Raw genomic sequence first — 25,929 nt, 5'->3', positions numbered from 1 at the left:
CTTATCTCTCCACCAAAGCAACTTTACGGTTATAAATGTTCATTAACGCTGAGGTAACCAAGCTTAGTGTCAGGTAAACCCCCATCGTCATCGCGATAATTTCAATGGCTTGCCCAGTCTGGTTGAGTGTTGTTCCTGCAAAAACAGATACTAAATCTGGATAACCTATTGCCATAGCTAACGATGAGTTTTTCGTTAAGTTTAAGTACTGGCTGGTTAACGGTGGGATGATGATGCGTAGTGCCTGTGGAATCACAACCAGTTTCAATGTTTTTGATCTTGGTAAGCCAAGAGACATGGCTGCTTCTGATTGACCGTGATTGACGGCATTGATACCAGAACGAACGATCTCAGCGATGAAGGCGGCTGTATAAATACTAAGTGCGACAAGTAAAGCGGCCAATTCGGGGATAATACTTATACCACCCTGGAAGTTGAACCCTTTTAGTGCGGGATATTCCGCAGAGATAGGTCGACCCATAATAAAATAAACAACGACTGGTAAAATGACACACAGAGCGAAAATTATCCTGCCCATTGGTGTTTGTTGGCCGGTTAAACTTTGTCTGTTTTTAGCCCATATACCAATAATGATTGAAGTTATCAACCCGGCGATGAAGGTAAAAAATATCGCTGAACTGCCTGCTTCAAAAACTGGTGAGGGAAAGAATAGGCCTCGAACGTTAAGGAAAATTGAATCTCCTAACTGCATGCTTTGTCTTGGTGAAGGCAGTGCTTGTAAAACGGCAAAATACCAAAAGAAAATTTGTAACAGCAAAGGAATATTACGGAATGTTTCAATGTATACAGCAGCTAATCGACTCACCAGCCAGTTCGATGACAAACGAGCAATCCCAATAAAGAAACCAAGGATGGTTGCTAGAATAACACCAAGCAATGAAACCAAAGCCGTATTTAAAAGACCAACAACAAAGGTGCGTCCATAAGAGAATGTTTCATCATATTCAACAAGAGTTAGGCCAATCCCAAAGCCAGCCTCTTGATCTAAAAAATCAAAGCCGGTCGCGATACCGCGAGCGTCTAAGTTGGAAAGTGCGTTTGACACAATGGTATAAAAGAAAAAGATCAATGCCGATACTGCAATGACTTGAAATACGACTGATCGAAAGGTGGGATTATAGAACAGGTTTGCGCTTTTCGCCGAGGGAGCCTCAGACTTAGCCGCAATAGTATTAGTAGGTTTCATACAACTATAACCTCAAATCCATTTTCTAAAAAAGGCGGCCGAAACCGCCCATTTGGGTTTGTTTCACTATTAACGGAGTGGTGGAGCGTACATAAAGCCGCCAGCGTTCCACAAAGCATTTACACCACGTGAGATTTGCAGTGGTGAGCCAGTACCAACGGTGCGCTCAAAACTTTCACCGTAGTTACCAACTTGTTTCACGATTTGGTAACCCCAGTCATCACGAATACCTAAACCTTTACCTTTAGGTCCATCAAGGCCAAGGATACGTTTGATGTTTGGATCATTTGACTTGAGCATTTCATCAGCATTTTTAGACGTGATGCCGTATTCTTCAGCGTTAATCATTGCATTCAACGTCCATTTTGCAACGTTGAACCATTTGTCATCGTCTTGACGTACTACTGGACCAAGAGGCTCTTTAGAAATAATTTCCGGAAGTACAACCGCTACATTAGGGTCTTGTAAATTTAGGCGAAGGGCGTATAGGCCTGATTGGTCAGTTGTTAACACATCACAGCGACCAGCATCGAAACCTTTCGAAGTTTGAGCGGCAGTATCAAATACAACTGGCTTATAGCTCATACCGGTATTACGGAAGTAATCGGCTAAGTTAAGCTCTGTTGTGGTACCTGACTGAACACAAACAGATGCACCATCAAGTTCTTTGGCACTCTTGATACCAAGATCTTTCTTGACCATAAAGCCTTGACCGTCGTAGTAGTTTACGCCAACGAAGTTAAGACCTAGGGCGCTATCACGTTGTAAAGTCCATGTTGTGTTACGTGAAAGAACATCGATTTCACCAGACTGAAGTGCTGTAAAACGTTCTTTAGCGGTTAGTGGCACATATTTTACTTTTGACTTGTCACCAAGAACTGCAGCTGCAAGTGCTTGACAATATTCAACATCAATTCCTTCCCATTCACCTTTAGAGTTTGGGTTTGAGAAGCCCGGCAGACCAGTACTTACGCCACAAGTCAAAACGCCTTGTGAAAGAACTTTATCTAGGGTGCTGTCTGCAGCAGAAGCTGTTGTCGCCATCATGGCAGTAGAAGCCGCTACAACTGAAGCAAGAAGTGTTAGTTTATTCGCCATTTGTATCCTTCCTGTATGATCCATGTTAAACCAGGTGACACCTGATACAACGTAGTAAAAATGTTGTGTTTCTTATTTAATTTGGCTGTATTTGCACACAAGAGCACATTTATAAATCAACCAGTTATAAGCGTAGATAAGGATTTGTATTTTCTCAAATGCATAATTTGAAAAGATTTTTGATTAGAGTCACAAACCTAAGCTGTGGTTAGAATGACTAAATGTTAAGTGAATGTAAATAGTGCAACAGTGATCAAGAGTAGGGCAACAGATGGAAGCAGTATCTTTATCTTTTAATATGAAATTAACATTTGTATCATTAGTTGGTTGTGGAGTTTTTCACTGGAAACTGTTGAAAATTTAGTCAATAATTATTTTGCAGTGGATATTTGGTGTCGTCGTTGCCCTATTTTTGGTAGCATCTAGCGAATAGTTATTTACTTTATTCATGGAATGAAATGCAGTATTTTCCCCTGTTTCTAAATTTGAACGATAAACCGGTGTTGGTTGTTGGTGGTGGTGAAGTTGCGTGTCGAAAAGTCGATGCTTTAATCCGAGCTGGCGCTCTTGTCACGATTGTATCGCCTAAAATAGAGCCATACTTGTTAGAACTCGTTGAGCAAAAGCGTTGTCAATGGGTGCAAAATTTCTACTCATCCGAGTTACTCACTAACGATTATTTGCAAGTATGGGCAACGACGGATAACCCTTCGCTGAATCATCAAGTGCATAAAGATGCGAAAAATTCTCGAATTTTAGTCAATGTAGTTGACGATCAACCGTATTGTGATTTCATTACCCCTTCGATGATCGAGCGTGGGCGAATTCAAATTGCGATCTCAAGTGGGGGAGCATCTCCAGTTTTAGTTCGTAATATCCGAGAAACACTAGAGGCAGTGTTACCACAAAACTTATCATTATTGGCAGATTTTGGCTCATCTAAGCGAAATTCGATCAAACAGTCGTTAGCTTCTGTGTCGGAACGACGTAAGTTTTGGGAAGAGTTTCTCGGTGAGCCTAAAGTTGAAAATGCAAAAAATAGAGAGGATTTGGAGGCTCTATACCAGCAAGCTCTGAAACAACCCATTGATAATGAAGGGCAATGTACATGGATAGGTTTTGGTGATGATGTAGAGTTATTACCAATTAAAGCGCTTCGCTATATGCAGCGAGCAGAGATCGTATTTTTTGAAGAAAACTGTCCATTTGAGTTTATTGACCTCGTCCGTCGGGATGCGGAAAGGAAAAGTTTCCAAGATGCAGCGCAGCTTGCAGAAAAATTAAACCAAGCAAGAGCAGAAAAACGACGAATTTGTGTGTTGATGCCTAAGCAGGCAACAGATTACACACTGTTAATAGGGGCAGATTTAACCTTATAGTTGGCGAATTGTAAAAAAACATAGGCATTGGTCGGTAATTTTGTTCAGTTTTTTGTAATATAGTTGATGACGATAACGAAAGAAGATATTTGATGGCAAAACTAATACCACATCCATACACGACGTTTATGAGCGCTATTTTTCTTATCGCGTCATTCCTTTTTATTACATTACAAAGCCATGCTAAAGATATAAAAGTTGTTGAGTGCGATGATTTTTTAGCCTGTACTATCAATAACGCGGATCAAATCTATCTTCAGCTTTATCAAAATTCATTTGAATTTCCGGAGAAAATTAAAGACAATTTTCCTGTTTGGCCAAGTAATGCTTCTCCTCGAGCGCAAGCATTGTACATTTTTGCACAGAAGAATTTACAGAAATTTTCAGGGATTGAGCCACAGTTTTTTCATAGTGCCCTCGATCTTGGTAAAGAGCATGAAGTAGATTGGATCATTGCTGAATCCTATTTATTTGAAGCTCAAGCTCTTTTGTACTCACAACGATTAATACAAGCTGAAGCAATGATTAATGAAGTTATTGAGATGGCGGAAGGTATTGGTTACAAAGCATTGATAGCAAAGTCGTATAATATTTTAGGAAATATTGCTTTTGATCGTGGTAATTTTACACAGGCATTAAAGAACTATCAATTTTCTTACCAAATATTTCAGGATATAGCGGATGAATTTCAAATCACCATCATCTTGAATAATATATCTACGATCTATATACAGTTGGAAGATTGGAAAAATGCAGATTTTTACTTAAAAAAAGCTCTTTCACTTTATCAAGATAATGAGTTTTCTAATATTTTAACTGAGGCGATTCTTTATACGAATGCCAGTGTCATCGATAGTGCCGTAGGTCGAATGAAATCACAGCAGCGCAATGTAGAATTTGCATTTTCTCGTGCTATGAATACGGGTTCTAAACCATTAAAGTTTAAGTCAATGATGAACTTGGCTGACAGCTTGTTGAACCAAGGACAAGTTGAAGATGCACTTGATATTGCAGAACGTTGCTTATCTCTTGCAAAAGAAGAGTCAGAGGCAATATATGTCGCATATTGTCATGAGGTCTTAGCTGAAGTTTATCTGGTGCAAGAAAGATTAGAATTAGCACTCTTGAGCAGTAAGTTGGCTCTAACGATCTTCGAGCAATTTGATGATATACGTAGAATTATTTACACCACTGAAATCTTATCTCGTATTTTTGAGAGTCAAGGTGACTATCCTAAAGCGTTATCTGAATACAAGAAAATGGCAATGCTTGAAAAAGACTTATTGCTTAAATCTAGAGATAAAGAAGCATTAAGTCTCAAAGTGCAATTTAATAATAAACTGAACGAGCAAGAATTGTTACTTTTGAGCGCAAATAACAATATTCAAAAATTGCAATTGGAAACTCAAAATACTAGAGAGTGGTTGTATAGATTACTATTTGTAATAGTTGTCATCTTATCATACTTATCTTATCGGAAATATAGATACATAAAATCAAAGCATTTAATCCTTGAAAAATCACACGCTCAATTAGAGGTTGATTCAACACGCGATCCTTTAACCAATTTATATAATCGTCGCTACCTGAGTACATGGTTCTTAAAGCAAAAGGGAACTGAAACTTCATCGTGTGTTTTAGCCATTATTGACATTGATTTTTTTAAGAAGATTAATGATAAATATGGTCACGAAGGGGGGGATGAAGTATTAAGAAAGCTCTCAAAAATATTACACGAACAAGTTCGCCCTGATGACTTAGTAATGAGGTGGGGTGGTGAAGAGTTTGTTATGATCATTAAGAGCCCTGATACCAACGTCAAACAACTCTTAGAACGAATTCGAACTCAAGTGGAAAAGACTATTTTTATTGCCAATGAGTGCTCTGTATCTGTCACGGTATCTATCGGTGCTAAAAACGAAGAGTCTATTGAACAGTTGGAGTTGTCATGGAAAGAAGCTATTGATAAAGCCGACCAAGCATTATATCAAGCAAAATCTGAGGGGCGAAACCGCTGTATTATAGCTGTTTCTTCCGATGTGGATTAAAAATGCCACCGGTATGCGGTGGCATTTTAAGTTAGTCTCGGAAATTCTCGTATTGGAAGGGTTGCCCCATATCCGATTCACGCATAAGTGCGATTACCGACTGTAAGTCGTCTCTCTTCTTACCTGTGACTCGCACTTTATCACCTTGGATTGATGCTTGAACTTTTAGCTTTGCATCTTTAATCGCTTTCACTACTTTCTTCGCTGTTAAGGTATCCACTCCTTGCTTAAACTGGACATCTTTGTGCCAGCGTCTGCCTGTACCAACGGCTTCTTTAGCATCTAAAGAGTTTGCATCTACACCTCGTTTTGCAAGGTTTCCGCGTAAGATATCCATCATCTGGTTCAGTTGGAAATCATGCTCTGCAGAGAGTTTCACGGTTTCATCTTTGAGTTCAAAACTGGCATCAACATTTCTAAAGTCAAAGCGAGTAGCCAGTTCACGGTTTGCATTGTCGACAGCGTTACGAATTTCAACATTATCGACTTCTGAAACGATATCAAAAGAAGGCATGGTAGTTCCTTATGTTTATTTTAAGTTGCGGCGGTCTGCGATTGCTTTAGCAAGCATATCAAGCATAGTCACTGTTTCATCCCAGCCTAAGCAAGGGTCAGTGATGGATTGGCCGTAAGTTAGGTTATCTAGGTCGTGCATTGGTTGATTGCCTTCAATAATAAAGCTCTCTGCCATAATGCCTGCGACAAAATCTTGTCCTGTTCTAATTTGCGTACAAATATCAGCGGCAACCTCGATTTGTTTGCTGTGCTGCTTCTGGCAATTGGCGTGACTAAAGTCGACAACAAGTCGTTGCGGTAAACCAAATTCGGCCAATTGCTGACAGGCGTGTGCTACGGAATCTGCATCAAAATTAGGTCCAGTATCGCCACCGCGTAAAATGACATGACCATAAGGATTACCAGTGGTGCGATATACTGTCATACGGCCATTTTTATCTGGTGAGTAAAAATAGTGCGAAGCCTGTGCTGCACGAATAGCATCAATAGCAATTTTGATATTACCATTGGTACCATTTTTAAAACCAACCGGACACGAAAGCGCAGAGGCCATTTCACGGTGAATTTGAGATTCAGTTGTACGCGCACCTATCGCTCCCCAAGTGATGAGGTCTGCAATATATTGACCGGTGATCATATCGAGAAATTCAGTGGCTGTTGCTAAGCCTAGCTTATTGATATCAAGTAATAGCTGGCGTGCTTTATTAAGACCGGTTTCTAGTGCGTATGAACCATCTAAGTTTGGATCGGTAATTAAGCCTTTCCACCCAATTACAGTTCTTGGTTTTTCAAAATAGGTACGCATAACAATGAAAAGCTCATTATCGTATTGAGCTTGAATTGAACTTAAACGGCGTGCGTAATCTAAAGCGGCTTCAGTATCATGAACTGAGCATGGTCCAACGATAACGAGTAGACGATCATCTTGACCTGTGAGGATGTTTTCAATTTGACGACGTGAGTTGGCAATACGCTCAGCAACATCATTTGTGATCGGATGCGCATTTCCAAGCTCTGCTGGTGTTGGCATTGGACCCATTGCTTGAGTTCTTAATTCATCTGTTTTTAATGGCATACTAAAGCCTGTACTCTTATTGCGAAGCGCTAAAGATAGCGGAATTGGCAAGAGGAATAAACTGTAAAACGGAAAACTTATTATCGACAATGCGTAAAGTGAAAATTTATTCAGTATATTTTCATAAATATTTACTTTTATTCTTGTATTCGATCCTCGCTATAGGTATTTTCCAGATTAAGATAATAAAAAGTGTTAGGGAGCAGTAATGAGTTTGACACAAAACAGCACGATGCATGCACAGTTAGTTCTTGGTGATGCTCTTCCAGCGGCCATTGAAACGAGTGGAAACGCTCAACATCTTTATGTCTCACTGTCAGATATTATATTGGATTCGCTATTTTATCACCCATCGATTGAGCAACATTTTGCGAACTTATCAGAACTAGAACAAGAATCGGCGCAGTCGATTCTCAATGATAAAGAGGTTTCTGAGCACTTTACCGCGACGATAGTGGATAAGGTATTGTCAGCGGTGCAAGAATCACATCAAACGATTCGAGTTTGCTTAAGTGATGCTGATAGCTATGCATACAAAGCATTGCTTGGTGGCTCGGTTGAACCCGAGGAAGTCAACCCAGCGATGGGAGTGAGAGGCGTCTCTCGCTTTGCTTCTCAACAGTACGCAAAAGCATTCTCCTATGAGTGCTCGGTGGTTAAAGCTCTACGCAATGCGGGTGTGAATGTAGAAATTGTCGTGCCTTTTGTTAGAACATTGAGCGATGCGGCTACGATCATCGACCGTCTTGCAGAGCAAGGATTACCGCGTGGTTTGCAAGGTTTGAAAGTACATTACTCTTGTGATGTGCCTTCGGCGGCGTTGTTAGCAGAGCGTTTAATGCACTATTTCGATGGCATCACAATTAATATTGATAATCTAACGCAATACACTTTGGGCATCGATAAGAACAATGCTGCACTTGCGCATCTATTTAATCCTGAAAGTGAAGCCGTTGTTGCACTATTAGACTTAGCCGTCAAAGCTGCTTGCCAAGCCAAAAAGCCGATTCTAGTGGTTACGCAATCTCTAGCCGACTATCCAAAACTTCAAGAGCATTTAGTGGAAAACACACAAGCAGATGTTGTGGTAAAAATATAATGAATTCAGCTGAGCGTAGAATAGTTACGCTCAGCTCTTACTTTTAGTAACAATTTATTGACATTTATCGCGCTGTAATTTGAACTGGTCCGACAACTATGTAAAAGGTCAGTTTATATGCTCTCCCCACTTACCAAAGCAAACCTCTACTTAAGCCTATTTGGCTTTTTCAAAGTACCACTTATTTGGTCATGCCGTCCCAAAATTTTGCAGTTGAATGATCAGTCGGTTGAGATCAGAATTCCTTTAAAGCGGCGCAATAAAAACCACTTAAATAGTATGTATTTTGGTGTGCTTGCGGTTGGTGCTGATGTAGCAGGTGGTTTTATGGCCATGCATAAAGCTGAACAACGGGGCAGCAAAGTTTCTTTGGCTTTTAAAGCCTTACAGGCTGAATTCTTAAAACGTCCTGAGGCCGATGTGCATTTTCATTGTCATGACGGTCAGCTCATTGACAGCATGCTGGATGAAACAATAGCCACTGGGGAGCGTGTTAATCAGATAGTGAAAATTACCGCAACATGTCCTACTTTACATGGTGATGAAGTTATGGCTGAGTTTCTTTTGACGCTATCTCTAAAGCGAATAGGGAAGTAAAACCATTAGATTGAATTGGACGTTACCCATCCAATTCAATTTGTTCAACATCGACAATTTTGCTGCGATTAAGCACTATTTTCCAACGATAGTAGCGCGCTTTACCTTGGTGGTTATCTTCTTTAATGATCAAGTTTAGTAAGTGCCGTTTTTCAACGGACTCGCGGCTGACTTGTCCACCGTTTAATTGGTAGATTCTGTTTGAGCCTTTGTCTATTAAACGAGTGATGGGGCGAAGATCAACCTGTAACGTTTCACGTGTTTCTTCATAGCCGCTCATAAAACGAGAAGTCGACATTTGCGTTTCGGATCGATAATGCAGTACCTGCTCCTCACGTTGGACTACTCTCTTTTTGCGTATCGCTTTGATTCTATCGGGTAACTTATTGAGGTTCGTATAGTCTAGCCACTCTAGCTTATGTCCTACCGTTTTTCCTGTGGTTGGGTCTATGTAACGGCGTTTCCACTTAGGTTTACCCCGACGAATCCAACGCCATAGTATGTCTCGTAAGTCGTCTTTAAATATTTCGCGAAGCGCATAAACAAATGACATGGCGATGATGAAGGAAGCCGTAATTTCTCCCCAATAATCGCGAGCGGTAATCGCAATGATGGTAACAAAAAGCATGACTAATCCTGTTGCGATGCCTTTTACTGCCCGTTTCATATTGCTACCCAAAGACGTTACTTTCTCATTGAGTACGATTGGGTGCTCAATCAACCGTCTAAGCAGACGCATTTTATTGCTTAACCGAGTGATGTCATCGCCAGCTTTTGCTGAATTGTAGTTATTTAGCTTACGGTGTGCTTGTTCTTTCTCGACTAAAGTAATTAAACGCTCTTTGATGGTTTTATAATCGCCATCACGATTCATATGTGCCACCAGCGAGAGAAACTTTTGTTCTGTGTACCAAGATAGGTAGTTATCGATGTTGGCGTAATAGCGCTTTAAGTTTTCTTCGTAAGGAATGCTTCGACGTAACTTTTTAAGGATGTCCAAAGAGAGCTCAATGACGCTATCCACCTCATCCTCTGTGACGCTGTCACTCGTTGTGGTCAAATGAACCACTGCTTTGTCCAATGCAATCACATATTGATAAGCGAATAGGCTTAAACTGACACGGTATTGAGTCGAGGAGAGCCGACCGCGCTGAGCAAGGCGGCTATGTACCAAAGGCAGTAAAGTTTTATCACTGTAATAGGCACGTTTTTGATGGATAGAGCTATAGTAGAATTCTGACTCAGGCAGAATTTCGGGAGTTAAACCTAAATCACCAGGAATGAATAGATAAATGTCCAGATCAACCTCTTTGCTCTGGGACGTGGCATGTGAAATTTTAAGCGTAATCGCGTCTTGTTTATCTACATTAACCAAAGAAAGCTCCTGAAAAAATTACTTATTTTTCTCCTTCAATGGGGGAAAGGATAACAGAGATCACGTATAATCTCTGTAAAATTGAGGTGAGACAAAGTAAATGATTAATGTTGGTCAAATAAACAGTTTAGAAGTCGTAAAAATTGCCGATTTCGGCGTGTTTTTAGATGCAAGTGATTTTGGTACGACGTTACTACCGAATCGATTTGTACCCGAAGGTGTTGAGTTAGGGCAACAAATTGATGTGTTTTTGTATTTTGATTCAGATAATCAGCTAGCTGCGACAACCGAGACTCCCATTGCTAAAGTGGGCGAATGGGGTTTAATGAAAGTCGAAGGTGTGAACAGTACTGGTGTTTTTGTTGATTGGGGAGTCAAGGATAAAGACCTATTGGTTCCTTACAGTGAACAACGAGCGCGCTTTACTGAAGGGCAGACCATTCTGGTTTATGTTTATACCGATAAGGCTTCTGGTCGTATTGTAGGGACAACAAAGTTCAATAAAGTATTGGATAAGACTCCGGCTAATTACACGAAGAACCAACAAGTGGATCTGCTTATCGCTGAGCGTTCAGATTTAGGCTATAAAGCGATCATCAATGGTCAACATTGGGGGATGATTTTCCCATCGGATGTGTTTGGCAAACTATTTATCGGCAAATCGTTGAAGGGGTACATTAAGAACGTTCGCGAAGATGGAAAAATTGACCTTGCTTTGCAAAAAGTTGGTGTCGAAAAAATGGATGAAATGAGCGCGAAAATCCTTGAACTTCTGGAGAAAAAAGGTGGATTCTTACCGTTAAGTGATAAGTCAACGCCTGACGCTATTTTTGCTACCTTCCGTACTAGTAAAGGCACGTTTAAGAAAAGCATTGGTGGTCTCTATAAGCAGGGCAAAATTACCATCGAACCTGACGGTATTCGTTTAGTTTAATTATTGTTGGAAGAAAAAAAAGGCCCAAAACTCAACCGTCTTTGGGCCCAGGGGAATGGCTCTTACAGAGCCTACGCTAATCACTAAAGAGTCGTGTCGTGCTTTCCTTATAAGTGTAGTCGGTATGCACGCGTTAGCGATGATTTTTTAGAATTTCATTCTATAGTTTATCCGTTTAGAATAGGTTTTTGTCTTTAACTAGCTCTCTTGGCAGGCCATTTTTAACGCGGTTACCGACCCATTTCCCTAACCCAATTACATCATTCCCGAGCTTTACGATGACTTCACCTTGGCTCGATGGTTGTTCTGGTCTGACATCTCTGCCCATGTACCAATCTCTTGCTTCATCAACCGAAAGTATGACGCAATTGGTTTCATTGCCAGTAGCTAGCGCTGTCGCGACTTGGTGTTGCCAGCGATAACCTTTCTTATGCGCTTCAGCAATTTTTATCCCCATTCGAGAAAAACGTAGTTCACCCAACATCGGCTCTAATGCATTGGGAAATAACCATACATCGTTATCGCGCAACCATACGCTGGCGTCGCTAGGCAGCACAATATCCAGTGATTTTTTAAGCTGTAGTGCAATATCTTGCTGTACTTTGGTGCTGGCTTTTTCAAATGGGAATTTACCCAAACGCTTTTTAACTTCAGGGCTCGGTACGGAACTTAATTTACGGATTTTCGCGACAAAGAAACCTTCACAATCGTAAACTTGCGGGAAGATATGCAAAAAGCCATCTTCAGTTAATGAAGCACTGGCATTCTCAAATAAATCACCTAGAGAAACAAATTCTAACGCTTCACCGAAGGTGGCCTTTAGATGGTGACAAACTTGTTGGTTTTCTTCTGTACTTAATGTGCAGGTAGAGTAAACCATTACGCCACCAGGTTTGAGAGCATGAAAAGCACTTTCGATTAAGTCTTTCTGTGTTTCAGCAATGGAAAGTACCGACGCTTTACTCCAGTTTTTCATTGCATCTGGATCTTTACGGATCGTGCCTTCACCAGAACAAGGCGCATCAATAAGTACTGCGTCAAATTGTTCTGGTAACCACCCTCCAAACACTCGACCATCAAAATTGCTAAGTGCACTATTGCGCACGCCACAACGCTCTATGTTGGCGTGCAGTACTTTGACGCGACTGGCTGAAAATTCATTGGCGACTAAAACACCTAAATTACCCATTTGAGCGGCTATTTGTGTGGTTTTAGAGCCGGGCGCTGCCGCCATATCTAATACAGAGTTAAAGGGGGCGCTTTCATCCATAAATAGAGCTGAAACTGGCATCATGGAGCTGGCTTCTTGAATATAAAAAAGCCCCGCCATGTGTTCAGCTGTGTTGCCGAGAGGAACTTGCGACTCATCAGCTTCAATCCAAAACCCCGTATCACACCAAGGCACTGGAGACAATTGCCATCCTTTTTCTGCTGCTCGCTGGCAAAAGTGTTCGGTAGAGATCTTGAGTGTATTGACTCGAATACTTTTACGAAGAGGGCGCTGACAAGCTGCAATAAAATCACTCATAGTGAGTTCATCGGGTAATATTGCTTCAATTGTCGTAAGAAATGCTTCTGGCAGTGTTATGTTGGCGTGCAAGGTTCTGTCTCATCTGGAAGTTTGGCTGCGAATTATATAAGAATCGAGATGAGATAAGAACCGTAAAAAATGCAGCTCGGAGGCTGCATTTTTTAAAGAGGCGGATTAAGGTTTGGGAATCGCTGTTCTCCACTGAGTCCACTCTGGTGTTGCCGCAGGGTACAAGTAAAACGCTTGCCCTTGTTTTGCGATAGGTTGTAACTGCTTTTGTTCGGGAGTCGCAAAGGTAATCCCTCCACGCACAATACTGTCTATGGTTCCAGCCTTTATGTTGGCGCCTGATAACCCGATAGAGACATCAACCCCAGAAACATTCCAAAACACACTGTTATTACGTACTAAATAAGCGAACTGTTTTTGAATTTCTACCGTGAAAATAACTCGGTCAGCGAAGTCGCCTAATTTTACATGGGTGACGACGCCCACTTCCATTTCTCGGTAAAGGACTGGTGTTCCTTCAGTCACTGAGCCTCGTCTTTCACTTTGCAGTGTAAACTCAACACCTGTTTCTTGCTTCGGCTGCTTTTCTAACTTGAATTGATAATTCGGCTTGCCAGTGCCTGGCCGTACTTCAATACTACTGGTGATTAAGTTTTGTAAGTTTTCGATACCATCTAGACCGATTTTAGTTTTAGCAACCCAGAAATGCGTGTCAACTCTTGCAACATCAGTGGCGTAATTAGGATCAATACGGGCTTTAAGAGTTATGATGCCGGTCTGAAAGTCGGGAGTTACAGATGTGACTTCACCGACAACAATATTATTGTATTTAATCGATGTCCCCTCTGTGATACCAAGAGAACTATCAGCAATCAAGGTCACTTCTTGTCCATATTTTCTCGCTTGCTCATAGCTGTCATATAATTTCCACAAGCTATTATTTTTATTATCGATACCTTGCAAGGAATCAAACGCAATACCACCTTGTAGCAATGTTTTGAGTGGTGCTGCTTTAACACTAACGCCGGCCAGTGATGCCTCGACTTCAACACCAGAACGATTCCAAAATACAGTTTGGTTCGTAATCAGGTGACGGTATTGATTCTCAATTTTCACCTCGATTTTTACACCGTCTTTCGTAAGCTTAAATCCAGAGACGCTACCGACTTGCAAATTACGGTACAGAAGAGGGCTACCTTGGCTGATTGGTGGTAATTCATCAGCTAAAAGAGTCAGCATTTGCGAACCGCTTTGGTTGTATTTTGCAAGTTCCGCCAAAGACTGACTCGGGTATAAATGATATTCGGGATAAACTTTCTCGCTCCCTTCACTGACAAAACTAATTGAACCGGTTAATAATTGTTTGGCTGGAGGGATTGATACATTGAGTCCTGACTCCGTGAGCTCTGCGGTTGCCGACCCTGTAATATAAAAGCGACTTTGAGAGCGAATCAGGGATGAGTACTGCTCATCAATTAAGGTGTTTAAGGCTACGTGGTCTTGCTCTAACACGACACCAATAACTGAACCGACAGCAATGCCTCGATATAGAATTTGAGTGCCAACATCTAACCCATATGAGCTGTCTGCAATAAGTTTAATCGCAATGGATTTAGCTTGTGACTGGTTGAACTCAAATTGTCGGATAGCGGTGAAGCTCCTTGCCTTGCTGCCTTCTCCTGGAACCAGAGTCAAATAATTACCTTTGATTAAGTTACCAATGTTTTCAACGCCCGAGAGTGAAACTTTTGCCTCTTCTAACACAAAGCGACTACCAGAATTTAGCATGTCACTGAAGGCAGGTTGAATGGCAGCAGAGGCAACGACTTGTTTTCGTCCTTGGCTTAATTGTAAGTCTGTCACTTGGCCAACTTCAATTCCGCGATACATGATAGGAGCTCCAGTTGAACCAATATTATGTTGATCGGGTAGGGTTATCTTGACGGGGATACCACGACCTGCTGTTTTTAAATCTCTATAGAGTCTAAACTGGGTATTCTGTTTGACGGGTTCTCCACCATCAGGGGAATCGACCGCGATGGACCCGCCAATAAGAGCGCTGAGGCTTTCTAATCGAACATCAACTCCCTCAAAACCAATACTGGCACCAATGCCACTGACATTCCAAAAACGGCTTTCATTCGTAATGATGTGTCGATATTCATCATCGACAGAGGCTTGGATGATGACTGATTTTGCGTCTTTATCGAGTTGATAGTTAAAGACTTCGCCTATAGGTATTTTCTTATAGACAATTTGAGAGCCAATAGAAAGCCCCCCTAAATCACGTGCTTTCAAAGAAATAATCAACCCTTGATCGGGTTGTAAATCTGAAGGGGCATTATCTAAAGCGCGAAAGATATTATTGTGATCCGTCGAGGTACCTTCATTGCCCGGTTGAATCGCAATATAGTTACCTGACACTAGCGCATCCAACCCAGAAATACCTGAAAGGCTAGCGGTTGGTTTGACTAACCAGAAACGCGTTTGATCATTGAGCAGTTGGGTTGCTTCTGGATAAATATCTGCATCCACGTAAATGCTTTCTAACCCTTCAGATAAGTTGATATCACGTACCATACCGACTTCTAAGCCCTGGTAGCGAATGGTTGTTCTACCAGCAACTAAACCTTGAGCATCCGAAAAATAAATTTGAATTCTTTCTCCTGCATCGTGAATTGCTTTTGTAACCAACCATCCGGCAAGCAACATGGTTAGTATCGGTAAAATCCATAGAGGAGAAATACCTTTATTTCTTTTCACATCAGGGGTGTAAGAATTCTGGGTTGAAGCTGATTTACTCATTTGAAAGCTCATTTTTTTCTGATGTATCTGGGTAGTTATCCCAGATGAGTCGAGGGTCCATGCTTTCAGCCGCTAACATGGTCAATACGACGACCATGCCAAAGGCGACAGCACCATAACCCGGTGTAAAATCGAGAATTTGCCCTCGATCGACTAATGTCAGCATAATTGAAATTACGAACAGATCCATAACAGACCATTTACCTATCCATTTAATAGCAAAGAAAATCGTCATGCGCTGTCGATGGTACACTTGCCGTTTGAATTTGATTGCAAGAAGCAAATAGGTCAGGCCAAAAATTTTGATAATAGGTACGACAATACTTGCGACAAAAATAATGATGGCGATTCCGACCATGTCGCTATTAATTAATGATGCAACACCAGAAAAAATGGTGTCTTCCAATCGTTGTCCATTGGTGATCAAGATTGATATTGGGATAAGGTTTGCAGGGAAAATAGCAATGCTTGCAGCGATTAAATAGGCCCAGGTACGCTGTATTGAATTAGGCTTGCGGTGATAGAGCTTTTGCTCGCAGCGGACACAATGGTGGCTTTCGGGTTGCGATAAATGACAATGATGGCAGTGGACATCTTTATGTTCAAATGTGTATTGATTTTCTGGTTTCCATGCTTCCCAATAACGTCTCACGCTGACGCGAGTAGCAAGTAGAACCGTAGCCAATTGTAGTAACACCAGACCATACAGCCCAACGCCAATATGAATATCTGAATAATCTTGAAGTTTAAAGCAAGAAACCGCTACGCTGACCAAAAAAACATCGATCATCACCCAAGGTTTTAGTTTGTGAATGATAATAAGCGAATAGTTGAGTACAGAAAACCAGCGAAAGCGCAGTGCCATATGCGCTGTGACCACTGAAGAACACACTAAAAATGGGGCAATCGAACTGCAAAACAAAACCAGTAATGCAATCAGAGAAAAGCCTTCATCCATCAAAGCCAATACCCCTGAGGGTAGGGTGGCGGGAATCATTACGCCAACCAAACGAATACTAATAAAATCGAAAAAATGCGAAGGAATGAACAGTAATAAGCAGGTTACCGCTATCGCAAGGTCACCAGATAAAGATGGTTTACCCCCGCGGTACAGTTGAGTACCGCAGCGAGGACAATAAGCACTTTTACCTTGTGCGACTTCAACTATATCAACCGCCAGTTCGCAGCCTTGGCAGAGTCTGATAGCATTTGACGCACTAGGATGCTGTTCAAGAACTTTCACAGGCAAACAAGAGCCTCATTCTTAGTGACGTTGTCACTGAGTGGCGTGTGACTGTATATTTCCATATAACGTTTGATATAAACCATCTTGTGTTACTAATTCCCGATGCGTACCAGTCTGGCTTACTTGGCCATCTTCAAGCACGTAAATGATGTCTGCCTGTTTCACGGCTGAAAGGCGATGCGCAACAATTAATGTGGTTCGGCCACTCAAAAAATCGTTTAAAGCATCATGCAGCGCTGCTTCAGTGGCTGTGTCTAAGGCTGAAGTGGCTTCATCCAAAATAACGAACATAGGATCACTAAGCACCATACGAGCAATCGCTAAACGTTGACGCTGTCCACCTGATAGCCGAATGCCGTTTCGCCCAATTAAAGTATCCAGTCCGTCACTCAAATTAGCAATAACATCTTGCATTTGGGCAATTTGTAGCGCCTGCCAAAGTTGGGTTTCATCGTAATGCTCACCCAAAGTCAAATTATGCCTCAAAGTATCGTTAAATAGTATAGGTTGCTGTAATACAACGGCTATATTATCTCTAATAATATCAAAACTGATCTCTTCGGTTGTGGCGCCATTAAAACGAATTTCTCCAGATTTGGGTTGATACATACCAATCAACAGCTGAATCAGTGTTGATTTACCACCACCACTAGCGCCGACTAAGGCGACTTTTTTACCGCGAGGAATACTCAGTGACAGATCTGTTAGCACATTTTGGTCATTATCGTAGGCAAAATTTATGTGTGATATTTCTACATCAACCTGCTTTTGCTGCGTAAATGGGTTGATTTTACTTATCGGTCTTGGCTCTTCATCAAGCGATAGTAGAGCGTTGATGCGAATAAAGGCGGCTTTGGCACTGTACCAAGAAAATTGAATGCCTAGCAGCTCTTGAACCGGACCTAGCATAAACCACAAATAGCCAAATACAGCAAAAATTTGACCAATGGTTAAATCACTAAACAGAACCATCAACATTGCTACGGCTCTGAAAAGCTCAAAACCGAGTAGGAAGAGAAGAAAAGAAACGCGCCCAGCTGCTTCAGATTGCCAAGCATACTTATCAGCATCGATTCGCACTTGGTTCGCTTGCATTTTTAATTGATTTAGAAATACACGTTCTTTATTAGCAGCACGAAGTTGGTAAATACCGTCTAAAGTTTCTACCAGCCGATTTTGAAAACGCTCATAAGATTGGTTTTCGCGTTTCTTGAGGTGCTTTACTTTACTGCCCAGTTTACGTGAAAAGTAAATGACAATTGGATTCACTAATAAAATGAACAACCCAAGTCGCCATTCAAGCCATAGCAGCACGGCTGCAGTACCAATAACAGTAAAGAGGCTAATGATAAATTTGCTCAGCGTACTACCAATGAACTGATCGATAGTTTCGATGTCTGTAATCAAGTGAGCATTGATACCGCCACTACCTCTTGTCTCGTATTGTTGAATACTAATTCGACCTAATTTATCGATCATTTTAGCGCGCATATGATAGGTGATGGTCTTAGAAACAAGAGTGAATTGGCGGCTTTGAAGAATATTCAGAGCCTGGCTTACGCTGCGCATCAACACGACCAGCAATAAGGTTAACCCAATATAGCCTGTTGGGGTTTGCCATGCTGTCGGTAAGACGGCATTCATCATTGCCAAACCGGATGCGGGTTTATTGAGAAGTACTTCATCGACCATCAATGGCATAAGCAAGGGGATAGGGACACTGATTAAAGTGGCAGCTATTGCAATGGCGTTGGCAAACAGCAAAGTTGCTCGATGTTTTTTTACTTGTTTTATCAACCAAGAACGGCTAATAGTGTCACTTGAATTAATCATTGTAATGAGAATGCATCCTATTTATATTGTGGCGAAATTGTACGTCGTTCAAAAACGGATGTCTTTAGTTTTCAATTGGAAGTTTAGCTAATATGAACATAGAACATTACCAGCGCTTAACCAAACAAGCCTTAGCGCTATTGGAATCTGAAACGGATCTAATTGCGAACCTTTCGAATTTAAGTGCGTTACTTAATATGGAATTAGAGGATCTCAATTGGGTTGGCTTTTATTTGATCAAAGATGGTGAACTAGTGCTTGGCCCATTTCAAGGTCAACCTGCCTGTGTTCGCATTCCGTTAGGGCGAGGCGTGTGTGGTACGGCAGCCGCTAGCAATACTGTTCAACGTATTTACGATGTCCACGCATTTGAAGGGCATATCGCTTGTGATGCGGCGAGTAATTCTGAGCTTGTTATTCCATTTTCAATCAATGGTAATGTAGCAGGGGTATTAGATATTGATAGCCCAAGTATTGGCCGTTTTTCGGAAATTGATGAAAAAGGACTAACAGAATTGATGGTTGAGATAGAAAAGCTGTTCAATTCACACGCTAACAAGGCATAAATTGGTCATTGCCTGTGGTTTTTCGCATTTAGGTCACTATAATACCGAACATATTTATATTAATGCCTCGCGGAAAAGCCGCATAAACCAGGAATCCTCATGGAAAACACTGAAAAGTTAAAAAACAGCAAAGAAGTGATTGCGTACATTGCTGAATGTTTCCCAAAGTGCTTTACTTTAGAAGGTGAAGCCAAACCTCTAAAAATTGGTATTTTTCAAGATCTTGCTGAACGTCTAAGCGAAGATGAAAAAGTGAGCAAAACTCAGCTACGTGCTGCGTTAAGACAGTACACGTCATCTTGGCGTTACCTACATGGTGTTAAAGCGGGTGCGACTCGCGTTGACCTTGATGGTAACCCATGTGGTGAGTTAGAAGAAGAACATGTAGAGCATGCACAAGCTGCCTTGGCAGAGAGCAAAGCTCGTGTGCAAGCGCGTCGTAAAGAACAAGCACAGAAAGCACGTGAAGAAGCGAAAGCGAAGCAGCCAAAAGCGAAGAAGCCTCAAGCTCGTCGTCCTCAAGCTAAAGCTCAGAAAGTTGAAAAACCTGTAGAGACACGCGCTTTAAATGCCGATGAAATGATCACTGGTAAGCAAGTGAACGTAAACATGGGTAAAGGAAACATGGCTGCGACCATTGTTGAAATTAATAAGGAAGATGTGCGCGTTCAACTTGTTAACGGCCTACAAATGGTTGTAAAAGTGGAGCACTTGCGCGCTTAAAGGAGAAATTCCTACGCATGAAATGCCGTTCAAAATTAACGTTGATTGCTGCTAGCCTATGGCTAGCAGTTTCATCAGCTCAGGCTTTAGAAGCCAAGTTGAGTCAAGAGGATCTTCCTCTTCTCACTCCTGAAGTTCAACATGAAACGGCGAGTAAACGTGTTACTTCCCGTTTCACCCGTTCTCATTACAAGCACTTCAATCTTGATGACAGCTTTTCTCAAGCAATATTCAATCGTTATCTAGAACTGCTTGATTATAATCGTAATATCTTTACTCAAACTGATATCGATTCTTTCAAAGCATGGTCAACTCAACTTGATGATCAACTTAAAGCGGGTAACAACCAAATTGCATTTGATGTGTACAATTTATCAATGCATAAACGTTTTGAACGCTTTCAATATGCTCTTTCTCTTTTAGATCAAGAAATTACTTTTGATACTGATGAATCAATGGAGCTTGATCGCTCAAAGGCTTCGTGGCCGAAAGATAAAGCAGAGCTGGATGAACTGTGGCGTAAACGCGTTAAATACGATGCGTTAAACCTTAAGTTAACGGGTAAAGAGTGGCCAGAGATTAAGGAAACGCTAGGTAAACGTTACAACAATGCCATTAAACGTTTGTCTCAGACTCATAGTGAAGATGTTTTCCAGCTTTACATGAATGCCTTTGCTAGAGAAGTGGATCCGCACACCAGCTATTTGTCTCCGCGCAATGCTGAACAGTTCCAATCAGAAATGAACCTCTCATTGGAAGGTATTGGTGCGGTATTGCAGATGACAGATGACTACACGGTTATTCGTTCGCTGGTGGTTGGTGGTCCTGCATCGACTAGCAAGCAGTTAGCTGAAGGTGACCGGATTATTGGTGTTGGCCAAGATGGTAAAGATATCGTTGACGTTATTGGTTGGCGATTAGACGACGTTGTACAACTGATAAAAGGCCCGAAAGGAACCAAGGTTCAGTTGCAAATTTTGCCGGAAGGTAAAGATGCCAAAAGTCACGTTGTAACTATTGTGCGCGATAAAATTCGCTTAGAAGACCGAGCGGTTAAGTCTGAAATCATTGAAAAAAATGGCAAGAAAATCGGTGTGTTAGAAGTACCGAGTTTCTACGTCGGTTTATCAAAAGATACAGACAAACTTATTGCGGAGCTTAAACAAAAAAATGTTGATGGCATCATCGTCGATTTACGAAACAATGGTGGTGGAGCTCTCACTGAAGCTACAGCGCTTTCTGGTCTGTTTATCGAAAGTGGTCCTGTCGTTCAAGTTCGTGATAGTTATGGTCGTGTCAACGTCAACAGCGATACCGATGGCAAAATCAGTTATCAAGGTCCAATGACGGTACTGATTAATCGCTACAGTGCTTCTGCATCTGAAATTTTTGCAGCGGCAATGCAAGACTATGGTCGAGCGATTATCTTAGGAGAGAACTCCTTCGGCAAGGGTACGGTTCAACAGCATCGTTCGCTTAATCATATTTATGATTTATTTGATAAAGAGTTAGGCTACGTTCAATACACGATTCAGAAGTTTTACCGAATTGATGGTGGTAGTACGCAAAATAAAGGGGTTGTGCCTGATATAGCGTTCCCAACCGCGATTGAAGCGAGTGACACGGGGGAAAGTGTTGAGCCAAACGCTCTACCTTGGGATCATATTGATAAAGCGAAATATGATAAGTTACAGGGTAATGAAAGCCTAATTGTTAGCTTGTCGACTAAACATCAAGCTCGTATCGCAACAGACAGAGAGTTTGGTTTTATTCGCGAGGATATTGCTAAGTACAAAGCAGAGAAAGATGACAATACCATCTCTCTTAATGAGCAAGTACGTAAGCAAGAAAGCGATAAAGCCGATCAGTTACGTTTGACTCGTATCAACTTGCGACAAACCGAGAGTGGTGATAAACCATTCAAGACATTGCAGGACATACCAAAAGATTACGAAGCCCCAGATGTTTATTTAGATGAAGCCGTTGCAATTACGGTCGATATGCTAAATTAATTGAGCTATCCAATCTAAAGCGAGCCCTACGGCTCGCTTTTTTGATCTTATTTAGACCAAATAAATAACGTGATATAGATCAAATACCGTCGCGCCATCGTAAAACTGGTCCTAAGCTTAATGAAAAGTGAGGGACGTGCTATGAAATGGATTACTCTAATTGTTGCCTGTATTACCGTTTTAATTACGCACAGTGTTTACAGCAGTGAAAGTACTAAACATACTGATTTAACCCAGTTTGACCTTCCATTTTTGCTTGGTGATTGGTATCTACTCAATGCTAACCCTGACTCATCTTCTGAAAATTTTCTAGCTATTAAATTGACCTTGAAATCGAATTACCGTTTTACAATTAATATCCAGAAGAAAGATTTAAGTGTTGATCAGTGGCAAGGTGATTTTGATGCTAATAGCAACACATTGATACTTGGAGTGACATCATCTCAGCCACAAGTTTACGAGTATGAAAGCAATCATAATTTACTTAATCTAAACGGCGTGACTTTTACTAAGGTTTTACCGAACGCCTTAGCAGGCGTTTGGTTAAGTGAACAAATATCAGGTGAAGATTTATCCTCTAGTAATATCAGCCAGTTAGACTTGGTATTACAACCTGATTTTGTCTTTATGTTACGAGTAAGTGGCATTAATGGCAACGAGTCAGTTCATAAAGGTGTTTATTATACAGAAGGTGATCACCTAGTCCTGCTCTATAAAGATGGAGAGCATGATACACGCTACACTTTAGCCCGTGATACCTTGACGTTAGAGGTTGAAGGCGGGTCTATGTTTGCAGTCTTAACACGTGTTCGTTAGCTAAATTGGATCCACTGTTTTGGCTCTTATAGGTAGTCATTTCTGTTTTATATGTTTAAATTGTCAGCAATTTAATGGGGTATTTGTATAAAATACCTCGTTTTTTGATATGAGGGGTTGTTATTAATGATAACAAGCCTTAGATATAGGCAGTCACATTTCATTTCGTCAAAAAGGATTCCGACATGGCTCATACTCCGCAAGCCAAGTACCGCAAAGATTATCAAGCGCTGTCACACAGCATCACAGAACTTGAACTTACCTTCGATCTCTTTGATAGCAGTACATTGGTGACAGCTGTCTCTCAAGTTCAGCAAAAGAACGAAAGCAACCAGCTACTACTTGATGGTGAAGGCCTTGAACTAAAGTCATTGAAAGTCAATGGAGTAGAGTGGCACGATTTTCAATTGCTGGAAACTGGTTTGTCGATCTCTTCACTACCTCAACAATTTGAATTAGAAATCATCACTCAAATTAACCCTGAAGCTAACACAGCATTAGAAGGTTTATACAAATCGGGTGGTGCGTTCTGTACCCAATGTGAAGCGGAAGGTTTTCGTCGTATTACCTATTACCTCGACCGTCCGGACGTATTGGCGAAATACACCACCACCGTAATTGCAGACAAATTACAATATCCATATTTATTAAGTAATGGTAACCGTATTGACCAAGGCGATTTGTCGGAAGGGCGTCACTGGGTTAAATGGCAGGACCCACATCCGAAGCCTGCCTATTTATTTGCCCTTGTTGCTGGCGATTTTGACGTATTGCGTGATCAATATAAAACCAAGTCAGGTCGTGATGTCGCCCTCGAGATCTTTGTAGATAAAGGTAATTTAGATCGTGCTGGACATGCGATGACTTCTTTGATTAATTCAATGAAGTGGGATGAAGAGCGCTTTGACCTTGAATACGATTTAGACATTTACATGATCGTTGCAGTTGATTTCTTCAATATGGGGGCAATGGAAAACAAAGGCTTAAATGTTTTTAATTCCAAATTTGTACTGGCAAACGAGAAAACGGCAACCGATACCGATTACTTAGGTATTGAAGCCGTGATTGGTCACGAGTATTTCCATAACTGGACTGGAAACCGAGTCACTTGTCGTGATTGGTTCCAGTTGAGTTTAAAAGAAGGACTGACCGTTTTTCGTGATCAAGAGTTTTCATCCGATCTTGGTTCCCGTGCAGTGAACCGAATCAGCAATGTGCGTACCATTCGTGGGCCACAATTTGCTGAAGATGCCAGCCCTATGTCACACCCAATTCGCCCTGATAAAGTGATAGAAATGAATAACTTCTATACTTTGACGGTTTACGAGAAGGGCAGTGAAGTTATTCGAATGATGCACACCTTATTAGGTGAAGCTGCATTCCAAAAAGGGATGAAGCTCTATTTTAAACGTCACGATGGCACGGCGGCAACTTGTGAAGATTTTGTTTCCGCGATGGAAGATGCATCAGGTGTTGATCTTGCGCAGTTCCGTTTGTGGTATAGCCAGTCGGGAACACCGACTGTTTCAGTTAACAGTGAATACAATGCACAACAGCAAACTTATTCGTTAACCATTGAGCAAGTGACTGAAGAAACTCATGAACAAAAAGAAAAAGCGCCACTGCATATTCCGTTTGATATAGAGTTGTATGCTAAAAATGGCGATGTGATTCCGTTACAGTGTAATGGAAAACCTATTGCCAATGTGCTAAATGTGAAGGATGCGAAGCAAACCTTCGTATTCGAGAATGTTACGGAAAAACCAGTACCTTCTTTGCTGCGTGAATTTTCTGCGCCAGTTAAACTTGAATACGAATACAGCGATGATGAACTCACATTCCTTATGGTGAATGCACGTAATGAATTCGCCCGCTGGGATGCAGGACAAATGCTACTGGCGAAATATATCCGTAGTAATGTACTTGGGGTTCAAGCCGGTAAAGATGTTGACCTAGCTGAATCGGTAATTGATGCATTTCGTGGTGTTTTGCTTAGTGATTCACTTGAACCAGCGTTCATTGCTGAAATGCTATCTCTACCAAGTCATAACGAAGTGTCTGGGTGGTATAAGCGTGTTGATGTTGATGCCATTGCCATGGTACTTAAAGCAATAAAAGTCCAGTTGTCGAATGCTCTCGAAGATGAGCTTACTGCGGTATACAACAGCTTAAAACAAGCACACTATTCCATTGATCACCAATCGATTGGTAAAAGAGCATTGCGCAATACTTGCTTGGCATATCTAGCTTACACCACTAAAGGTAATGATTTGGTGGTAACGCAATACAATACGGCTAATAACATGACCGATACCATGGCGGCCATGAGTGTGGCGAACAGTGCGCAACTTGCTTGTCGTGAATCGCTAATGGCTGACTACAGCGATAAGTGGAAACACGACGGTTTAGTCATGGATAAATGGTTTATCCTGCAAGGCACGAACCCTGCACAAAACGTGCTAGATGTAATTAAACAAACCATGAATCATGAAGCGTTCAGTCTAAAAAATCCTAATCGTATTCGTAGCTTAGTCGGCTCATTCCTGAATGCGAACCCCGTTAACTTCCATGCTAAATCTGGAGAGGGTTATCGATTTGCAGGTGAAATTCTACGTGAATTAAACAACAGTAACCCACAAGTTGCTTCGCGCCTTATCGACCCATTACTGAAATTTAGATTGTACGATGAAGAGCGTCAAGCGCTGATCAAAGCAGAGCTTGAAATGCTGAAATCGATGGATGATTTAGCTCGGGATCTATTTGAAAAAGTGACAAAAGCACTTGAATCTTAACTAGTATGAGGCGGCAGTAATGTGTCGCCTCACTTTTCATTGAACGCTATGAATCAATATTACTTCTCGTTAAACATTTCCTACCAAGCGTACTTAGCGCACTATTCTGGTGTTGCTAGTAGTGTGCAAGTGATCACCGATCAAGGTTTACGTCTACAACTGCCTGCAGCTAAATTTCGTCCATTTATTAGTCAAATTGGAGTAAAAGGTCGATTTAGATTGATAACTGACCAAAATAATAAGTTTGTAAAGTTAGAAATGCTGTGAC

Annotated in this window: 20 protein-coding genes; 11 read left to right on the top strand and 9 right to left on the bottom strand. The window is 41.3% G+C overall.

Annotated elements, in window-relative coordinates; all coding sequences use genetic code 11:
- Position 1 precedes the first annotated feature (1 nt).
- Together EYW48_RS16195 and EYW48_RS16190 are read right to left on the bottom strand one after the other, a co-directional pair.
- Positions 2-1,207 carry an amino acid ABC transporter permease gene (locus tag EYW48_RS16195; protein WP_053311581.1) on the bottom strand — a complete coding sequence of 402 codons (1,206 nt, stop codon included), beginning with the start codon at positions 1,205-1,207 and terminating at the stop codon, positions 2-4.
- A 69-nt stretch (positions 1,208-1,276) separates the two neighbouring features.
- Complete coding sequence (locus EYW48_RS16190) at positions 1,277-2,305, bottom strand: amino acid ABC transporter substrate-binding protein (protein WP_053311580.1); 1,029 nt, start codon at positions 2,303-2,305, stop codon at positions 1,277-1,279.
- A gap of 458 nt (positions 2,306-2,763) precedes the next feature.
- Between EYW48_RS16190 and EYW48_RS16185 the strand changes: the two genes are divergently transcribed.
- Together EYW48_RS16185 and EYW48_RS16180 are read left to right on the top strand one after the other, a co-directional pair.
- On the top strand, positions 2,764-3,684 hold the full coding sequence (locus EYW48_RS16185; RefSeq protein WP_277432673.1) for an NAD(P)-dependent oxidoreductase: 921 nt from the start codon (positions 2,764-2,766) through the stop codon (positions 3,682-3,684).
- Positions 3,685-3,776: 92 nt separating this feature from the next.
- On the top strand, positions 3,777-5,732 hold the full coding sequence (locus tag EYW48_RS16180; protein WP_277432672.1) for a diguanylate cyclase: 1,956 nt from the start codon (positions 3,777-3,779) through the stop codon (positions 5,730-5,732).
- A gap of 31 nt (positions 5,733-5,763) precedes the next feature.
- Here EYW48_RS16180 and EYW48_RS16175 read toward each other — a convergent pair whose 3' ends face one another.
- Together EYW48_RS16175 and EYW48_RS16170 are read right to left on the bottom strand one after the other, a co-directional pair.
- Entirely contained in the window at positions 5,764-6,246 is a 483-nt protein-coding gene (locus EYW48_RS16175) for a YajQ family cyclic di-GMP-binding protein (RefSeq protein ID WP_176313115.1), read from the bottom strand.
- A 15-nt stretch (positions 6,247-6,261) separates the two neighbouring features.
- Entirely contained in the window at positions 6,262-7,323 is a 1,062-nt protein-coding gene (locus tag EYW48_RS16170; protein WP_274683633.1) for a 3-deoxy-7-phosphoheptulonate synthase, read from the bottom strand.
- Between the two features lie 208 nt (positions 7,324-7,531).
- Between EYW48_RS16170 and EYW48_RS16165 the strand changes: the two genes are divergently transcribed.
- Both EYW48_RS16165 and EYW48_RS16160 read left to right on the top strand, forming a co-directional pair.
- Positions 7,532-8,422, top strand: coding sequence for a putative PEP-binding protein (locus tag EYW48_RS16165; protein WP_168522256.1), 891 nt, complete (start codon positions 7,532-7,534; stop codon positions 8,420-8,422).
- A gap of 117 nt (positions 8,423-8,539) precedes the next feature.
- Positions 8,540-9,019 carry a DUF4442 domain-containing protein gene (locus EYW48_RS16160; protein ID WP_053311574.1) on the top strand — a complete coding sequence of 160 codons (480 nt, stop codon included), beginning with the start codon at positions 8,540-8,542 and terminating at the stop codon, positions 9,017-9,019.
- Positions 9,020-9,041: 22 nt separating this feature from the next.
- On the opposite strand, the gene EYW48_RS16155 is transcribed toward EYW48_RS16160, so the two are convergent.
- On the bottom strand, positions 9,042-10,394 hold the full coding sequence (locus EYW48_RS16155) for a hypothetical protein (RefSeq protein ID WP_168522254.1): 1,353 nt from the start codon (positions 10,392-10,394) through the stop codon (positions 9,042-9,044).
- Between the two features lie 100 nt (positions 10,395-10,494).
- Between EYW48_RS16155 and EYW48_RS16150 the strand changes: the two genes are divergently transcribed.
- Complete coding sequence (locus EYW48_RS16150; protein WP_053311572.1) at positions 10,495-11,328, top strand: S1-like domain-containing RNA-binding protein; 834 nt, start codon at positions 10,495-10,497, stop codon at positions 11,326-11,328.
- A gap of 175 nt (positions 11,329-11,503) precedes the next feature.
- Here the strand turns inward: EYW48_RS16150 and rsmF are convergent, their stop codons facing one another.
- The 4 genes from rsmF to EYW48_RS16130 form a co-directional block, all read right to left on the bottom strand.
- Entirely contained in the window at positions 11,504-12,928 is a 1,425-nt protein-coding gene (gene rsmF / locus EYW48_RS16145) for a 16S rRNA (cytosine(1407)-C(5))-methyltransferase RsmF (protein WP_277432671.1), read from the bottom strand.
- A 105-nt stretch (positions 12,929-13,033) separates the two neighbouring features.
- Positions 13,034-15,673 (bottom strand): MlaD family protein, encoded by a 2,640-nt coding sequence (locus EYW48_RS16140; protein ID WP_277432670.1) that lies wholly within the window; start codon positions 15,671-15,673, stop codon positions 13,034-13,036.
- Entirely contained in the window at positions 15,666-16,922 is a 1,257-nt protein-coding gene (locus EYW48_RS16135; protein WP_176313112.1) for a paraquat-inducible protein A, read from the bottom strand. Before EYW48_RS16135 ends, EYW48_RS16140 begins: the two co-directional genes overlap by 8 nt.
- Positions 16,923-16,949: 27 nt before the next feature.
- Positions 16,950-18,752 (bottom strand): ABC transporter ATP-binding protein, encoded by a 1,803-nt coding sequence (locus tag EYW48_RS16130; RefSeq protein WP_176313111.1) that lies wholly within the window; start codon positions 18,750-18,752, stop codon positions 16,950-16,952.
- Positions 18,753-18,844: 92 nt separating this feature from the next.
- On the opposite strand from EYW48_RS16130, the gene EYW48_RS16125 reads away from it, so the two are divergent.
- The 6 genes from EYW48_RS16125 (at position 18,845) to EYW48_RS16100 (ending at position 25,928) form a co-directional block, all read left to right on the top strand.
- Entirely contained in the window at positions 18,845-19,318 is a 474-nt protein-coding gene (locus EYW48_RS16125) for a GAF domain-containing protein (protein WP_176313110.1), read from the top strand.
- Between the two features lie 99 nt (positions 19,319-19,417).
- On the top strand, positions 19,418-20,041 hold the full coding sequence (gene proQ, locus EYW48_RS16120; protein ID WP_053311566.1) for an RNA chaperone ProQ: 624 nt from the start codon (positions 19,418-19,420) through the stop codon (positions 20,039-20,041).
- A gap of 17 nt (positions 20,042-20,058) precedes the next feature.
- Entirely contained in the window at positions 20,059-22,053 is a 1,995-nt protein-coding gene (gene prc / locus EYW48_RS16115) for a carboxy terminal-processing peptidase (protein WP_171979905.1), read from the top strand.
- A gap of 141 nt (positions 22,054-22,194) precedes the next feature.
- On the top strand, positions 22,195-22,869 hold the full coding sequence (locus EYW48_RS16110) for a hypothetical protein (protein ID WP_176313109.1): 675 nt from the start codon (positions 22,195-22,197) through the stop codon (positions 22,867-22,869).
- Between the two features lie 185 nt (positions 22,870-23,054).
- On the top strand, positions 23,055-25,661 hold the full coding sequence (pepN, locus tag EYW48_RS16105; protein ID WP_277432669.1) for an aminopeptidase N: 2,607 nt from the start codon (positions 23,055-23,057) through the stop codon (positions 25,659-25,661).
- Positions 25,662-25,709: 48 nt separating this feature from the next.
- On the top strand, positions 25,710-25,928 hold the full coding sequence (locus EYW48_RS16100) for a DUF2835 domain-containing protein (RefSeq protein ID WP_053311562.1): 219 nt from the start codon (positions 25,710-25,712) through the stop codon (positions 25,926-25,928).
- Position 25,929 lies beyond the last annotated feature (1 nt).

Origin of the sequence: Vibrio sp. 1180_3, from assembly GCF_029478545.1 — a bacterium.
Taxonomy (GTDB): Bacteria; Pseudomonadota; Gammaproteobacteria; order Enterobacterales; family Vibrionaceae; genus Vibrio; species Vibrio aestuarianus.
Note: the sequence above shows the minus strand (reverse complement) of the source record. Positions and strands in the feature narration are given on the sequence as shown.

Excerpts from the sequence above, each read along its gene's own strand:
- EYW48_RS16125 (WP_176313110.1), top strand. The coding sequence starts at position 18,845 with ATGAACATAGAACATTACCAGCGCTTAACCAAACAAGCCTTAGCGCTA.
- proQ (WP_053311566.1), top strand. The coding sequence starts at position 19,418 with ATGGAAAACACTGAAAAGTTAAAAAACAGCAAAGAAGTGATTGCGTAC.
- EYW48_RS16160 (WP_053311574.1), top strand. The coding sequence starts at position 8,540 with ATGCTCTCCCCACTTACCAAAGCAAACCTCTACTTAAGCCTATTTGGC.
- EYW48_RS16185 (WP_277432673.1), top strand. The coding sequence starts at position 2,764 with ATGCAGTATTTTCCCCTGTTTCTAAATTTGAACGATAAACCGGTGTTG.
- EYW48_RS16150 (WP_053311572.1), top strand. The coding sequence starts at position 10,495 with ATGATTAATGTTGGTCAAATAAACAGTTTAGAAGTCGTAAAAATTGCC.
- EYW48_RS16170 (WP_274683633.1), bottom strand. The coding sequence starts at position 7,323 with ATGCCATTAAAAACAGATGAATTAAGAACTCAAGCAATGGGTCCAATG.
- EYW48_RS16180 (WP_277432672.1), top strand. The coding sequence starts at position 3,777 with ATGGCAAAACTAATACCACATCCATACACGACGTTTATGAGCGCTATT.
- EYW48_RS16110 (WP_176313109.1), top strand. The coding sequence starts at position 22,195 with ATGAAATGGATTACTCTAATTGTTGCCTGTATTACCGTTTTAATTACG.
- EYW48_RS16130 (WP_176313111.1), bottom strand. The coding sequence starts at position 18,752 with ATGATTAATTCAAGTGACACTATTAGCCGTTCTTGGTTGATAAAACAA.
- EYW48_RS16165 (WP_168522256.1), top strand. The coding sequence starts at position 7,532 with ATGAGTTTGACACAAAACAGCACGATGCATGCACAGTTAGTTCTTGGT.
- EYW48_RS16140 (WP_277432670.1), bottom strand. The coding sequence starts at position 15,673 with ATGAGTAAATCAGCTTCAACCCAGAATTCTTACACCCCTGATGTGAAA.
- EYW48_RS16195 (WP_053311581.1), bottom strand. The coding sequence starts at position 1,207 with ATGAAACCTACTAATACTATTGCGGCTAAGTCTGAGGCTCCCTCGGCG.
- EYW48_RS16190 (WP_053311580.1), bottom strand. The coding sequence starts at position 2,305 with ATGGCGAATAAACTAACACTTCTTGCTTCAGTTGTAGCGGCTTCTACT.
- pepN (WP_277432669.1), top strand. The coding sequence starts at position 23,055 with ATGGCTCATACTCCGCAAGCCAAGTACCGCAAAGATTATCAAGCGCTG.
- EYW48_RS16100 (WP_053311562.1), top strand. The coding sequence starts at position 25,710 with ATGAATCAATATTACTTCTCGTTAAACATTTCCTACCAAGCGTACTTA.
- EYW48_RS16175 (WP_176313115.1), bottom strand. The coding sequence starts at position 6,246 with ATGCCTTCTTTTGATATCGTTTCAGAAGTCGATAATGTTGAAATTCGT.
- prc (WP_171979905.1), top strand. The coding sequence starts at position 20,059 with ATGAAATGCCGTTCAAAATTAACGTTGATTGCTGCTAGCCTATGGCTA.